We start from the raw sequence: 12,376 nt of genomic DNA, 5'->3' as shown, positions 1-12,376 counted from the left end.
CGGGGCTATCGGGGAGTGATTCCGTACATATTTGTAGGAGCGAGCTTGCTCCTACAATGGCGTGCGAGGCTCTTTCAGTGCCGTTTCGGATTCAGCCAGCTTGAGTTCAAGCGCTTGGCTTCGTCCCTGCTGATCTGTCAGCTCAAGCTTTAGCGACTCACTTTCCGCCAGGGCTACCCGCAGGCGTTCCTGAAGCAGGGTGCCGGCATTCTCCAGCGTTCGCGCGTGCTGAATCTGCTGCTCCGCACGTAGCTGCTCTTTATTCAACTGCTCCTGCGCCAGTTTGAGCGCCTTTGAGGTGCCCCGGCTCTCGGCCAGCAGCCGTTCATTGTCGCGGTGCAGTTGGGTGATCTCGTCCTGGCGCACCAGCGCGCTCTGCTGGGCCTGGCGCAACTCCATCTGCACCTGCTGCACCTGGGCCTCATGTCGACGTTGCTCCTGGTCACGCTGGTCGCGCGCGGCACTGCGGAAATGCTCCAGTGCCTCGCGGGCATGCAGGTGCTTGTCTTCCAGCGAGCGGATCTGCTGGTCCTTGTCCTTGAGGCGCAGCTCGTAATCGTCGCAGGCCTGATTCAACCCGGCATTGCGGGTCTGTTCGGTCTGCAGCATCGAGCGGGTGGCTTGCAGGTTGCGTGATTCCTCGGCGAGGGCCACGGCCTGGATTTCGAACTGGCGCTGCTGTTGCTCAAGCCGCTGCGTCATCTCGGCCAATTGCGCCTGCCATTCGGCCTGTTCCGCCGCCAGTTGCGCCCGGGCCTGTTCGACGGGTTCCCGAGCCTGTTCCTGAAGGCGTTGCGCCAAGCGCGAGACCAGCTCGCCCAGTTCTTCATCGACTGACTCAGTGGGCACCGCGCGGCGCAGGTCACTCTCGTCCAGTTCCTTGAGGTAGCGGTGGATGGTGGTCTTGGAGCCGGTATTGCCGATTTCGATACGCACCGCATCGATGCTCGGGTGCTCGCCGCGGGCGAGGATCGCCAAGCGCGCCGTTTGCACCACTGCCTTGTTTACGCCGCCACGAGCCATGTTCTCTCCTACGATTTCGTACTGTGGTATGTACCATGTATTTACATAGCATATAGATAAAACAGAGAAGCCGATATTTGAAATTATTAACACGGGATATACTGGTATTACCCCGTGTGATAAGCGTTTTTCGCGCTTTGGCATGGCGAATCGGTACGAATGTCGGGAATCGAGGCAATGAACGAGCTGGAGCGCTACCTGCAAGCGGCGACGCGGGATAACACTCGTCGCAGCTATCAGGCCGCCATAGAACATTTCGAAGTGAGTTGGGGTGGCTTCCTGCCGGCCACCAGCGACAGCGTGGTGCGCTACCTGATGGCCCATGCCGGCGTGTTGTCGATCAACACGCTGAAGCTGCGGCTCTCGGCGCTGGCGCAATGGCACAACAGCCAGGGTTTCGCCGATCCGACCAAGGCGCCCCTGGTGCGCAAGGTGTTCAAGGGTATCCGGGCCCTGCACCCGGCCCGGGAGAAGCAGGCCGAACCGCTGCAGTTGCAGCATCTGGAGCAGGTTGTCGGCCGGCTCGATGCGCAGGCGAGCCAGGCCCTGGCCGCCGCTGATCGACCGATGTTGCTGCGCGCCAGGCGGGACAAGGCGCTGATCCTGCTGGGCTTCTGGCGGGGCTTTCGCAGCGATGAGCTCTGTCGCCTGGAGGTCGAGCATGTGCGCGCTATCGCAGGCACCGGCATGACGCTGTACTTGCCGCGCAGCAAAAGCGACCGCGAAAACCTCGGTCGGACCTACCAGGCTCCGGCCTTGCAACGCCTGTGTCCGGTGCAGGCCTATATCGACTGGATCAATAGCGCCGCGCTGGTCCGTGGCCCGGTGTTTCGCGGTATTGACCGCTGGGGGCATCTGCGCGAGGAAAGCTTGCACGCCAACAGCGTCATTCCCTTGCTGCGCCAAGCGCTGGAGCGCGCCGGGATTGCCGCCGAGCACTACACCAGCCATTCGCTGCGTCGCGGCTTCGCTACCTGGGCCCACCACAGCGGCTGGGACCTGAAGTCGCTGATGAGCTATGTCGGCTGGAAGGACATCAAGTCAGCCATGCGCTATATCGAGGCCAGCCCTTTTCCTGGCATGGGACTGATCGCCGAGAAGCCGCTGGATCAGGGCGCATAAGATTTCTTCTATTGATAGTGCCTGCTCATAGCGAAAGCCAATCGTGAGCATCAGCTTTGCCAATGAGCCAGAGCGCGAAAGAATGGCTAGGATTCTCCCATCAACTTCTTAACCCATGACGGAGAGTCAACGATGCCTATCATCAACAGCCAAGTTAAACCGTTCAAAGCAACCGCTTTCAAAAACGGCGCATTCGTCGAAGTCTCGGACGCTGACCTGAAAGGCAAATGGTCGGTGGTGTTCTTCTACCCAGCCGACTTCACCTTCGTTTGCCCGACCGAACTGGAAGACCTGGCCGATAACTACGCCGAGTTCCAGAAACTGGGCGTGGAAATCTACAGCGTGTCGACCGACACTCACTTTGCCCACGCCGCCTGGCACAACACTTCGCCAGCCATCGGCAAGATCCAGTACACCATGATCGGCGACCCGACCCTGAACATCTCGCGCAACTTCGACGTGCTGATCGAAGAAGCCGGCCTGGCCGACCGCGGGACCTTCGTGATCAACCCTGAAGGCCAGATCAAAATCGTTGAACTCAACGATGGCGGCGTAGGTCGTGACGCTTCCGAGCTGCTGCGCAAAATCAAGGCTGCCCAGTACGTTGCCGCTCACCCGGGCGAAGTCTGCCCGGCCAAGTGGAAAGAAGGCGAGGCCACCCTGGCTCCGTCCCTGGACCTGGTCGGCAAGATCTAAGTCCGTGAGTGATTCAAGGGCGGTCATCCGCACCTCATAAGTCAGCCGCACCGCCCAATAACGCCCGGGTGGTATCCACCTGGGCGTTGTTATTTCTAAAGCATTGAAAAAGGGAAATCGCCCGCATGTTGGACGCCAATCTTAAAGCCCAGTTGAAGTCGTACCTGGAACGGGTTACACAGCCGATCGAGATCGTCGCCTCCCTTGATGACGGCGCGAAATCTCAGGAAATGCTCGCGCTGCTCAAAGACGTCGCCAGTCTTTGCGCGGACATCACCTTGTTGGACAACGGTACCGATGCGCGCAAGCCGTCGTTCTCGTTGAACCGCCCGGGCGCCGATATCAGCCTGCGTTTCGCCGGTATCCCCATGGGCCACGAATTCACTTCGCTGGTGCTGGCCTTGCTGCAAGTCGGCGGCCACCCTTCGAAGGCCAGCGTCGAAGTGATCGAGCAGATCCGCTCGCTCAAGGGCGAGTTCAACTTCGAGACTTATTTCTCGCTGTCCTGCCAGAACTGCCCGGACGTGGTCCAGGCGCTGAACCTGATGGCGGTACTGAACCCGAACATCCATCACGTCGCCATCGACGGCGCGTTGTTCCAGGGCGAGGTCGACGAGCGCAAGATCATGGCCGTGCCGAGCGTCTACCTCAACGGCGTGAACTTCGGCCAGGGCCGCATGGGCCTGGAGGAAATCCTCGGTAAGCTCGACACCGGGGCCATTGAGAAGCAAGCGGAAAAAATCAGCGCCAAGGACGCCTTCGATGTCCTGGTGGTCGGCGGTGGCCCCGCTGGTGCCGCGGCGGCGATCTATGCCGCGCGCAAAGGCATTCGCACCGGTGTCGCGGCCGAGCGTTTTGGCGGCCAGGTGCTGGACACCATGGCGATCGAGAACTTCATCTCGGTCCAGGAAACCGAGGGGCCGAAACTGGCCAGCGCCCTGGAAGAGCATGTTCGCCAGTACGATGTCGATATCATGAACCTGCAACGCGCCAGTGCCCTGGTGCCGGCGAAGAATGCCGGCGAGCTGCACGAAGTGCGTTTCGAAAGCGGTGCCAGCCTCAAGGCCAAGACCGTGATTCTGGCCACTGGTGCCCGCTGGCGTGAGATGGGCGTCCCGGGCGAGCAGGAATACAAGGCCAAGGGCGTGTGCTTCTGCCCGCACTGTGACGGCCCGCTGTTCAAGGGCAAGCGGGTCGCGGTGATCGGTGGCGGCAACTCCGGTGTCGAGGCGGCCATCGACCTGGCTGGTATCGTCAGCCACGTGACCTTGCTGGAGTTCGACAGCAAGCTGCGCGCCGACGCCGTGTTGCAACGCAAGCTCTACAGCCTGCCGAACGTCAAGGTCATCACCACCGCGTTGACCAGTGAAGTCAAGGGGGATGGGCAAAAGGTCACCGGCCTGGTCTACAAGGACCGCGACTCAGGTGAGTTCCACACGGTCGACCTGGAAGGCATCTTTGTCCAGATCGGTCTGTTGCCGAACACCGACTGGCTCAAGGGCAGCGTCGAACTGTCGCCGCGCGGCGAGATCATCGTCGATGCCCGTGGTGAGACTTCGCTGCCTGGCATTTTCGCCGCCGGTGACGTCACTACCGTGCCGTACAAGCAGATCGTGATTGCGGTGGGTGAGGGCGCCAAGGCTTCGCTGAGTGCATTCGACCACCTGATCCGAACCTCCGCGCCGGCTTGAAATACGCAGGCATTGTGGGAGCGGAGCTTGCCCGCGAAGAGGCCCTTAAGGCCGCTAAAAGCTTCGCGGCATCCCGACAAGCTCCGCTCCCACAGGTTCGCTAGGTAGTGCCTGAAGTGCGTATGGAAAAAAGCCCCGTGAATCGTCGATTCATGGGGCTTTTTTGTAACAAAATATTATCAGGCCTCTTGCAGCGGCGCCGGCTGGATGATTTCAACCCAGTAGGCGTCCGGGTCCTTGACGAAGGCCAGGCTTTTCATGCGTCCGTCGCTCAGGCGTTTCTGGAACTCGACGCCCAGGGCTTCGAAGCGCTCGCAGGCGGCACGAATGTCCGGCACCGAGATGCAGATGTGGCCGAAGCCGCGCGGATCGGTGTTGCCATTGTGGTAGGCAAAGTCCGGGTCGTTTTCAGTACCGTGGTTGTGGGTCAGTTCGAGGATGCCGGGAATCGACTTCATCCACTGGGTCCGTTCGGCGGCATCGGCCGGGATCCGGGCCTTGTCCACCAGTGCGAGAAAGTACAGGCTGAATTCAGCTTCAGGGAAGTCACGCTTTTCCACCAGGGAGAAGCCCAGCACGCGGGTATAGAAGTCCAGGGAACGGGTGGCGTCCTTGACCCGCAGCATGGTGTGGTTGAACACGAAGCCCTGGGTGGCGGTGTCGGGGTGGGCGGTAACGCCGGGAAAGGTGTTCAGTTCTTGCAGGCTCATGGGCTCTCCGCAAAGCAGGTAGAAAAGCGGGCGATCAGGGACGCGCAGGCACGCTCGTCGATTCCGATCCTATGGGGCCAGGATCATACTGAAGCGGGACGCGGGCGCCAAATTCGGACGGATGGATTTTAGCCCCGAGCACAACGGCAGCGGGTAATAGCGGGTTACTTCGATTTTGGCGGGAAGTTATAGCGAAGTGTATAAACGTCGCCAAACAGGCATAAAGAAGCCCGCCGAAGCGGGCATTGGGGCGCTAATCCTTTAGCAGCCTTCATCCTGTAAGAGTGGATGTGAAAAATGTGTGAAGGGGATGTACAGGCTGTTTTTCATCCGACAAACGTAATAGATGCAGGACATCTACTCGCGGCTGTGTGAGAAATTCTTTACATGCAATAAGAAAAGGCGAAACGCCTCGAGGTCAGTTAATAACGGAGATTGTGTCGTTTCCGGATTCTGTTTTTACGACGTCTGGTAGAAAGTCGGAACCCCAGGCTGAAATGCTTGTCGTGGTTATGAATAGTGGGCTAACTGTAGGAGCGAGCTTGCTCGCGATGAATGTCAACGATAACGCGGAGTGCCTGAAAAAACGCAGCGTCCTTGCAATCATCGCGAGCGCGCTCGCTCCTACAAGGGTAGTGGCGTATAGCTATCTTGCTCGGGGCGATGTCGCAGGTACACAGATGACGAAATAGCCCTGCCTGGGCAGGGCTATTGCGCAATGGCAAAAAATCAGCCGCGCAGCCAGGAATCCACGGTTGCCGCACCGTATTGTTCTTTCCAGGCTTTGAGACCGCGGTGATTGCCACCCTTGGTTTCGATCAGTTCACCGGTGTGAGGGTTCTGGTAGACCTTGACCACCCGGGCACGGCGCTGCTTCGGCGCCACCGCGACCTGCCGACCCGGGTTCGGGTCGAGGATCGCGATGATGTCGCGCAAGCTTTTGTCGTAGGTTTTCATCAGGCCCTTGAGCTTCTCCTCGAACTCGAGTTCCTTTTTCAGCCCGGCATCGTTCTTCAGGGTTTCAAGCTGGGCGAGTTGGGCTTCCAGGGCCAGTTTTGCGGCACGAAATTGAGCGAGTTTGGACAAGATATTTATCTCCACGAGTTGTATTCGGCTGCCATCTACCTAAAACAAAACGACAAACCAATGCTTGCAACGGCTTTCGTTACGCGTATGCACCTTGGCGTGGCAGTGCGGGAAGTTACTTATAAGCCTTGGGGCTTCCTGTCAAATTGAAGCTGGCAGGAAAAAGTGTAGTAGTTATCAAGCCAAGAGTAAATAAGCTGTTTAGATGTTGCAAAAAACCGGATAGACAAGTGCCCGTGACTTATTCCGACACTGCGATACTAATCTCTTCTAGGCTCAGCTGTCGTTTGAAATTGTTGAAAAAGTCTGCCGCTGGCAGCGGTTTGCCAAACAAGTAACCCTGGAGGAATCCAACGCCGTGGGCGGTCAGGTAGTCGCGTTGCGCAAGGGTTTCGACACCTTCGGCGACGATGCCCAGTTCAAGCTTGGCGCTCAACTCGATAATGCTCTCCAGAATATGCACTGACAACGCATCGGCGCCGATCATGGCGACGAAGCTCTGGTCGATTTTCAGGTAGTCGACATTGAACTGGCGCAAATAACTGAGGCTCGAATGCCCGGTGCCGAAATCGTCAATGGCAATCATCACGCCCATATCGCGCAACTGGCTGAACAGTTGCTGGGCAACGGCGCTGGGCTCGATCAGTTCCCGTTCGGTCAATTCCAGTACCAGGCGCACCTGGCCTGGGGCAAAGACGGCGAGAAAGTCGCGGCAGTCGTCCAGCAGTTCGAGGTCCTGGCAATGTCGTGCGCTAATGTTCACACCCACGTGAAAGCCGGGGTCGAAGGTCGCCGCGTGCGGGGCGAGCAGGGCAGCGGTCTGTTGCAACAATGAACGGGTCATCGGCACGATCAGGCCCGAGTGTTCGGCCAGGGGAATGAACAGGTCCGGGCGCACCAGTCCCTCGCTGGGATGCTGCCAGCGCATCAATACTTCCGCCCCGGCCCATTGCCGGGTCTCGCTGCGGACCACCGGCTGGAAATACGGAATGAATTCCCCGGCTTCCAGGGCCCGCTGCAGTTCCTGGGTCGGCGCACTGGAGCGTTTGTGCAAGCGCCGCGCCGTGGTCCCGGCCAGAATTCCGAACACCAGCAGCAGGGCCATCAGGGCCGGGTACTCCTTGACCACATAACGCCAGACCTCGCCCGCGGGGAAGCCGGCGCTGACGCTGAACGGGAAGTGGCTGGACGACAAGCTGGCCTGTCCGACGGCAAACCCGGGGGCCGCACCCTCGCGCACCTGGCCCTGGCTGGAGAGCCAGACCTCGCCGACTTGCAGGTACAGGCCGGCTTCATGTCCGATCAGGCGTAGTGCATTGGCCAGGTGATAGCCGTCGATGCTTACCATCGCGGCGCCCTTGCCATCCTGCAGGCGGTAGACCAGCAGCGCGGACTTGGGGGTGATTGCATTACCGTCCATCAGCCAGAGCGTGCCGTCGACATAGTCGGCCGGGTCGATTTTTTCCTGATAAGGCCCGAACAACGAAGTGCAATACAGGTTGTTGTTCCAGGCCAGGTTCGCGGCCCGGACGAAGGGCTGTCGGGTGACCTGCTCGCGCAAGGTCAACTTGACTTCGTCGCAGGGCTGGCCGGCCAGGGGCAGGATGACATTGGCCGACTCGGCGGCACTGTCGAGCATCAGGTCGAATTGTTTCAGGGCTTCGCCGGCGGTTTTTCCGGCATTCTGGCTCAAGGTGTGGCCGGCTTGCCAATACAGGATGGCGATCCCCGAGAGGATCGGCAGCAGGCCGATCAGCAGGCTCAAGGCGTAACGGGCGATCCAGGAGCGAGATCCTTTGGCGGTCAATGGCATTGAAAGCAACCTGTAGTGGCAAGTGCGCCTGGAAGCGCAATGCTGACACAGCCTATCTATATTCGAATCGACTGGCCAGGTCGATAAAGGCCTGGGTCGCCGGGGAGACTTGGCGCCGATCAAGCACGGCGATACCGATCTGGCGCCTGACCCTTGGCGACAACGGTCGGCTGACATAGCCGGGGGCAGGGTGTTCCGGCAGGGATTGTTCGGCCACCACGCTCACGCCTTCGCCACGGGCAACGGTGGCCAGGGTGCTGAGCAGTTGCGCGGTGCGGTAGCGGATGTCCGGGACCAGCCGCTCGGCCGCGAACAGCTGGGATACCAGCTCCCCGGAGCCGGCCCCGGTGAGGATGAACGGATCCTGGCACAACGCCTTGAGCTCGACGGCCGACTGCGCGCATAACGGGTGGCCGACGGGGAGCAGGGCGACCATCTGGTCCTCCACCAGGGCAAAGGTGTCGAAGCGCTCCTGTGGCAGGACCACGAAACCGACGTCGACACGCCGCTCTTCCAGCCATTGCAGGACCTGGCGGTCGGGGCCTTCATCGATCTGTACCTGGATTCCCGGATGGGTCAGGCGATAACTGGCCAGCAGCGCCGGCAGCAGCTTGGTCGAGGAGGTCGGGCCAAACGAGCCGATACGCAGGGTTCCGCGTTTCATCCCGCGGGCGTCGGCGGCTTCCTGGCGCAGGGTGTCCGCCAGGCCAAGCATGGCCCGCGCCCGCTGCAGCAATTGCGCGCCGATATCGGTCAGTTCCACCTGGCCCTGGTGCCGGCGCAGCAGCTCGACCCCCAACTCCTGTTCCAGCCCCTTGAGGGCATGGGAAACCGCCGACTGGCTGATCCCCAGGCGCAGGGCGGCGCTGGTGAAACCGCGCAGTTCGGCGATCTGGGAAAATACTTCCAGTTGAGTCAGGGTCATGAGCTTTTACTCATTTTACGATGAGTCGACATAAATAAAATAATGCGGGCCGTTTGACAACCGTCCTTCTCGATCCGCAGGAGTAATCATGCATACACAGGTCCCCACTTTCGCCGCCGGCAGCGACCTGCGGGTCTACTGCAAGCTCGCCGGGGTTTCGATGATCTGGGGCGGGACCTTTGTCGCCGGGCGTTTCCTGTCCAGCGATATCGCGCCGCTGCTGTTGGCCAGCTTGCGCTTCCTGTTGGCCAGCGTGATCCTGCTGGTGTTCATCCTGGTGATGCGCATCCCGCTGGTACTGCCCGGCAAGAAGCAGTTCGCCCAATTGCTGCTGCTGGGCTTTTTCGGCATCTTCTTCTACAACCTCTGCTTCTTCTACGGCCTGCACTACATCAATGCCTCGCGCGCTTCATTGATCGTGGTGCTGAACCCGGCGGTGTTCGGGTTGGCGGCGTGGCTGTTTTTCAAGGAGCGGCTGAGCACCGCGAAAGTCCTTGGCATCCTGGTCTGCATGGGCGGCGCGGGGCTGGTGATCATCAGTGGCAAGCGGACAGTCTTCGAAGGCACGACTCAAACCTGGCTCGGCGATCTGCTGATATTCGGCTGCGTGCTGTCCTGGGCGGTCTACTCGCTGTTCTCGCGCAACCTGACCCGGGTGCTGGGGCCGCTGACCACCGTGACCTATTCGATCTGGCTCGGTACGGCGATGCTCTGGCTGGCGACCTGGATGCGCGGGGAGGTGAGTGTTGCGGTGATCGGCGCCTTGAGTCCTGCGCAACTGCTGAGCCTGGTCTATCTGGGTGGCCTGGGGTCGGCGCTGGCCTACATCTGGTATTACGATGGTATCCAGCGTATCGGCGCGACCCGCTCGGGGGTGTTTATCGGCCTCAACCCGCTGACCGCGGTAATCTGTGGCGCGCTGTTGCTGGGCGAGCAATTGACCCTGATCATGTGTCTGGGCGGCGGACTGATCCTGGTCGGTATCTACCTGTGCAACCGCCCGGCGTTCCAGCTGCCCGGGAGGAAATGAAAAGGGATACGGACAAACCTGGTTACGCCATGTAGAATCTGGTTACGCATACAAGAATAACGTCTTCTGGCAGCAGAAGCCTCGCCCTGAGAGAATGGGTCGATAATGAAGATACTTGGATTCCAACTGATCTACGGCGACTTTCTTGCCCGCAGCGTGCGGGGAATCTCCTGCGCGCCACCCGCCAACGTCCGCATTGATAGCAATTAACTGACCGTTACTTGATAAAAATGATGAGGCGTCACCATGACCGATATCTTCGAAAACCCGATGGGCCTGATGGGCTTCGAGTTCATTGAATTCGCATCGCCGACCCCGAACACCCTGGAACCGATCTTCGAGATCATGGGCTTCAGCAAGGTTGCGACCCACCGTTCCAAGGACGTGCACCTGTATCGCCAGGGCGCGATCAACCTGATCCTCAACAACGAACCGCATAGCGTGGCTTCGTACTTTGCCGCCGAGCACGGTCCGTCGGTGTGTGGCATGGCCTTTCGCGTGAAAAACGCCCAGCAGGCCTATGCCCGTGCTCTGGAACTGGGGGCGCAGCCGATCCATATCGCCACCGGGCCGATGGAGTTGAACCTGCCGGCGATCAAGGGCATCGGCGGCGCGCCGCTGTACCTGATCGACCGTTACGGCGAAGGCAGCTCGATCTACGATATCGACTTCATTTTCCTCGACGGCGTCGAGCGCAATCCTCAGGGGGCGGGCTTGAAGATCATCGACCACCTGACCCATAACGTGTATCGCGGGCGCATGGCCTACTGGGCGAACTTCTACGAGAAGCTGTTCAACTTCCGCGAGATCCGCTACTTCGACATCAAGGGCGAATACACCGGCCTGACCTCCAAGGCCATGACCGCGCCGGACGGCATGATCCGCATCCCGCTGAACGAGGAATCGTCCAAGGGCGCCGGACAGATCGAAGAGTTCCTGATGCAGTTCAACGGCGAGGGCATCCAGCACGTGGCGTTCCTCACCGATGACCTGATCAAGACCTGGGATCATTTGAAGAAGATCGGCATGCGCTTCATGACCGCGCCGCCGGCGACTTACTACGAGATGCTCGAAGGCCGCTTGCCGAACCATGGCGAGCCGGTCAAGGAACTGCAAGCGCGCGGGATCCTGCTCGATGGTTCCTCGCAGGAAGGCGACAAGCGCCTGCTGCTGCAGATCTTCTCGGAAACCCTGATGGGACCGGTGTTCTTCGAATTCATCCAGCGTAAAGGCGACGATGGTTTCGGCGAAGGCAACTTCAAGGCGCTGTTCGAGTCGATCGAGCGTGACCAGGTGCGTCGTGGTGTACTCGCGACCGAGTAACGACCCCCCCCGTTTTCTAAAGGGATACGCACCCCTGTAGGAGCAGGGCTTGCCCGCGAAGCTTTTGGCGCCCTTAAGGACACCTTCGCTGGCAAGCCAGGCTCCTACAGGACGGTGTTCCCCCGCAAAAATATCCTCGGCCGCGCCCTCAGCCAAACAACCCCGCCGCAATATTGATCGAAAACCCCAGAATCGCCGTATTGAACAGAAAACCTATCAACGATTGCGCCAGCACCACCTTGCGCAATGCTTTTGTCGCTACGCCGACATCGGAAGTCTGTACCGCCACGCTGATGGTGAAGGAGAAATACAGGAAGTCCCAATAGTCCGGATGTTTCTCGCCATCGGCAAAGCGCAGGGGCGACTCTTCAGGTTCGCCCAGATAAAACTGCCGCGCATAATGCACGCTGAAAATCACCCCGATCAGCAACCACGAGCCCATCACCGTCAGCCCGGTAAAACCGTAATGCAGCAGGCGCGTGTGCATCTCCAGATCCTTGCTGCCCGCCAGTTCGACGGTGATCGCCGCCAGGCTGGCAATCGCCGCAATCGACACGATCAACAATACCGTCCCGGCATTTTCATCCTCGCGCTCGACGAAGCGTTGCACGTCTTCGGGGCGCGAGCGCACGGTCAGCCAGAGCATCATGGCCAGGTAGGACCAGACACCGATATTCCAGCCGACGAGGATCTTGGTCAGTACCGGAGCGACCGGAGCCAGCGCTCCGACGGCCAGGCCGAGGAGGGCGGCGATGCTCAAGCGTGGATGGGTTCGGGCGAGATGGGGCATTGGCGCGCTCTGTTTCCAAATATCCGCGCACCTTAGCATGGTCCTCGGCGTACAGAATCGTCGCGCACCTGTGTCGTGAATCAGAAGAACTCGGGTTCCTCGTTCTGTCATATCCCGACGACCACGTCCCGTGTCTCGCCGCCTGCAGCGCAAGGCTCTTTGCCACT

General features: G+C 59.9%; 11 protein-coding genes. 5 read left to right on the top strand and 6 right to left on the bottom strand.

The window, feature by feature from the left end:
* Nucleotides 1-51: 51 nt before the first annotated feature.
* On the bottom strand, nucleotides 52-1,023 hold the full coding sequence (locus tag PFEN_RS19365; protein ID WP_191488415.1) for a DNA-binding protein: 972 nt from the start codon (nucleotides 1,021-1,023) through the stop codon (nucleotides 52-54).
* A 177-nt stretch (nucleotides 1,024-1,200) separates the two neighbouring features.
* On the opposite strand from PFEN_RS19365, the gene PFEN_RS19360 reads away from it, so the two are divergent.
* The 3 genes from PFEN_RS19360 (at nucleotide 1,201) to ahpF (ending at nucleotide 4,532) form a co-directional block, all read left to right on the top strand.
* Nucleotides 1,201-2,145, top strand: a complete 945-nt coding sequence (locus PFEN_RS19360) for a site-specific integrase (protein ID WP_191488414.1) — start codon at nucleotides 1,201-1,203, stop codon at nucleotides 2,143-2,145.
* A gap of 132 nt (nucleotides 2,146-2,277) precedes the next feature.
* On the top strand, nucleotides 2,278-2,841 hold the full coding sequence (ahpC, locus tag PFEN_RS19355; protein WP_191488413.1) for an alkyl hydroperoxide reductase subunit C: 564 nt from the start codon (nucleotides 2,278-2,280) through the stop codon (nucleotides 2,839-2,841).
* Between the two features lie 125 nt (nucleotides 2,842-2,966).
* Nucleotides 2,967-4,532 (top strand): alkyl hydroperoxide reductase subunit F, encoded by a 1,566-nt coding sequence (gene ahpF / locus PFEN_RS19350; protein ID WP_191488412.1) that lies wholly within the window; start codon nucleotides 2,967-2,969, stop codon nucleotides 4,530-4,532.
* Between the two features lie 179 nt (nucleotides 4,533-4,711).
* Here the strand turns inward: ahpF and gloA are convergent, their stop codons facing one another.
* The 4 genes from gloA to PFEN_RS19330 form a co-directional block, all read right to left on the bottom strand.
* Nucleotides 4,712-5,242 carry a lactoylglutathione lyase gene (gene gloA / locus PFEN_RS19345; protein ID WP_191488411.1) on the bottom strand — a complete coding sequence of 177 codons (531 nt, stop codon included), beginning with the start codon at nucleotides 5,240-5,242 and terminating at the stop codon, nucleotides 4,712-4,714.
* Nucleotides 5,243-5,971: 729 nt separating this feature from the next.
* On the bottom strand, nucleotides 5,972-6,328 hold the full coding sequence (locus PFEN_RS19340) for a histone-like nucleoid-structuring protein, MvaT/MvaU family (RefSeq protein ID WP_191488410.1): 357 nt from the start codon (nucleotides 6,326-6,328) through the stop codon (nucleotides 5,972-5,974).
* 241 nt (nucleotides 6,329-6,569) lie between these two features.
* Nucleotides 6,570-8,141 carry an EAL domain-containing protein gene (locus PFEN_RS19335; RefSeq protein ID WP_191488409.1) on the bottom strand — a complete coding sequence of 524 codons (1,572 nt, stop codon included), beginning with the start codon at nucleotides 8,139-8,141 and terminating at the stop codon, nucleotides 6,570-6,572.
* A 52-nt stretch (nucleotides 8,142-8,193) separates the two neighbouring features.
* On the bottom strand, nucleotides 8,194-9,066 hold the full coding sequence (locus PFEN_RS19330) for a LysR family transcriptional regulator (RefSeq protein ID WP_191488408.1): 873 nt from the start codon (nucleotides 9,064-9,066) through the stop codon (nucleotides 8,194-8,196).
* 88 nt (nucleotides 9,067-9,154) lie between these two features.
* Here PFEN_RS19330 and PFEN_RS19325 point away from each other — a divergent pair, with 88 nt between their 5' ends.
* Together PFEN_RS19325 and hppD are read left to right on the top strand one after the other, a co-directional pair.
* Nucleotides 9,155-10,096 carry a DMT family transporter gene (locus tag PFEN_RS19325; protein WP_191488407.1) on the top strand — a complete coding sequence of 314 codons (942 nt, stop codon included), beginning with the start codon at nucleotides 9,155-9,157 and terminating at the stop codon, nucleotides 10,094-10,096.
* Between the two features lie 246 nt (nucleotides 10,097-10,342).
* Nucleotides 10,343-11,419 carry a 4-hydroxyphenylpyruvate dioxygenase gene (gene hppD, locus PFEN_RS19320; RefSeq protein WP_191488406.1) on the top strand — a complete coding sequence of 359 codons (1,077 nt, stop codon included), beginning with the start codon at nucleotides 10,343-10,345 and terminating at the stop codon, nucleotides 11,417-11,419.
* A gap of 148 nt (nucleotides 11,420-11,567) precedes the next feature.
* On the opposite strand, the gene PFEN_RS19315 is transcribed toward hppD, so the two are convergent.
* On the bottom strand, nucleotides 11,568-12,209 hold the full coding sequence (locus tag PFEN_RS19315) for a DUF1345 domain-containing protein (protein ID WP_191488405.1): 642 nt from the start codon (nucleotides 12,207-12,209) through the stop codon (nucleotides 11,568-11,570).
* Nucleotides 12,210-12,376 lie beyond the last annotated feature (167 nt).

This window comes from Pseudomonas sp. FEN, assembly GCF_904067045.1.
Taxonomy (GTDB): Bacteria; Pseudomonadota; Gammaproteobacteria; order Pseudomonadales; family Pseudomonadaceae; genus Aquipseudomonas.
Note: the sequence above shows the minus strand (reverse complement) of the source record. Positions and strands in the feature narration are given on the sequence as shown.

Excerpts from the sequence above, each read along its gene's own strand:
- PFEN_RS19365 (WP_191488415.1), bottom strand. The coding sequence starts at position 1,023 with ATGGCTCGTGGCGGCGTAAACAAGGCAGTGGTGCAAACGGCGCGCTTG.
- PFEN_RS19360 (WP_191488414.1), top strand. The coding sequence starts at position 1,201 with ATGAACGAGCTGGAGCGCTACCTGCAAGCGGCGACGCGGGATAACACT.
- ahpC (WP_191488413.1), top strand. The coding sequence starts at position 2,278 with ATGCCTATCATCAACAGCCAAGTTAAACCGTTCAAAGCAACCGCTTTC.
- ahpF (WP_191488412.1), top strand. The coding sequence starts at position 2,967 with ATGTTGGACGCCAATCTTAAAGCCCAGTTGAAGTCGTACCTGGAACGG.
- gloA (WP_191488411.1), bottom strand. The coding sequence starts at position 5,242 with ATGAGCCTGCAAGAACTGAACACCTTTCCCGGCGTTACCGCCCACCCC.
- PFEN_RS19335 (WP_191488409.1), bottom strand. The coding sequence starts at position 8,141 with ATGCCATTGACCGCCAAAGGATCTCGCTCCTGGATCGCCCGTTACGCC.
- PFEN_RS19330 (WP_191488408.1), bottom strand. The coding sequence starts at position 9,066 with ATGACCCTGACTCAACTGGAAGTATTTTCCCAGATCGCCGAACTGCGC.
- PFEN_RS19325 (WP_191488407.1), top strand. The coding sequence starts at position 9,155 with ATGCATACACAGGTCCCCACTTTCGCCGCCGGCAGCGACCTGCGGGTC.
- hppD (WP_191488406.1), top strand. The coding sequence starts at position 10,343 with ATGACCGATATCTTCGAAAACCCGATGGGCCTGATGGGCTTCGAGTTC.
- PFEN_RS19315 (WP_191488405.1), bottom strand. The coding sequence starts at position 12,209 with ATGCCCCATCTCGCCCGAACCCATCCACGCTTGAGCATCGCCGCCCTC.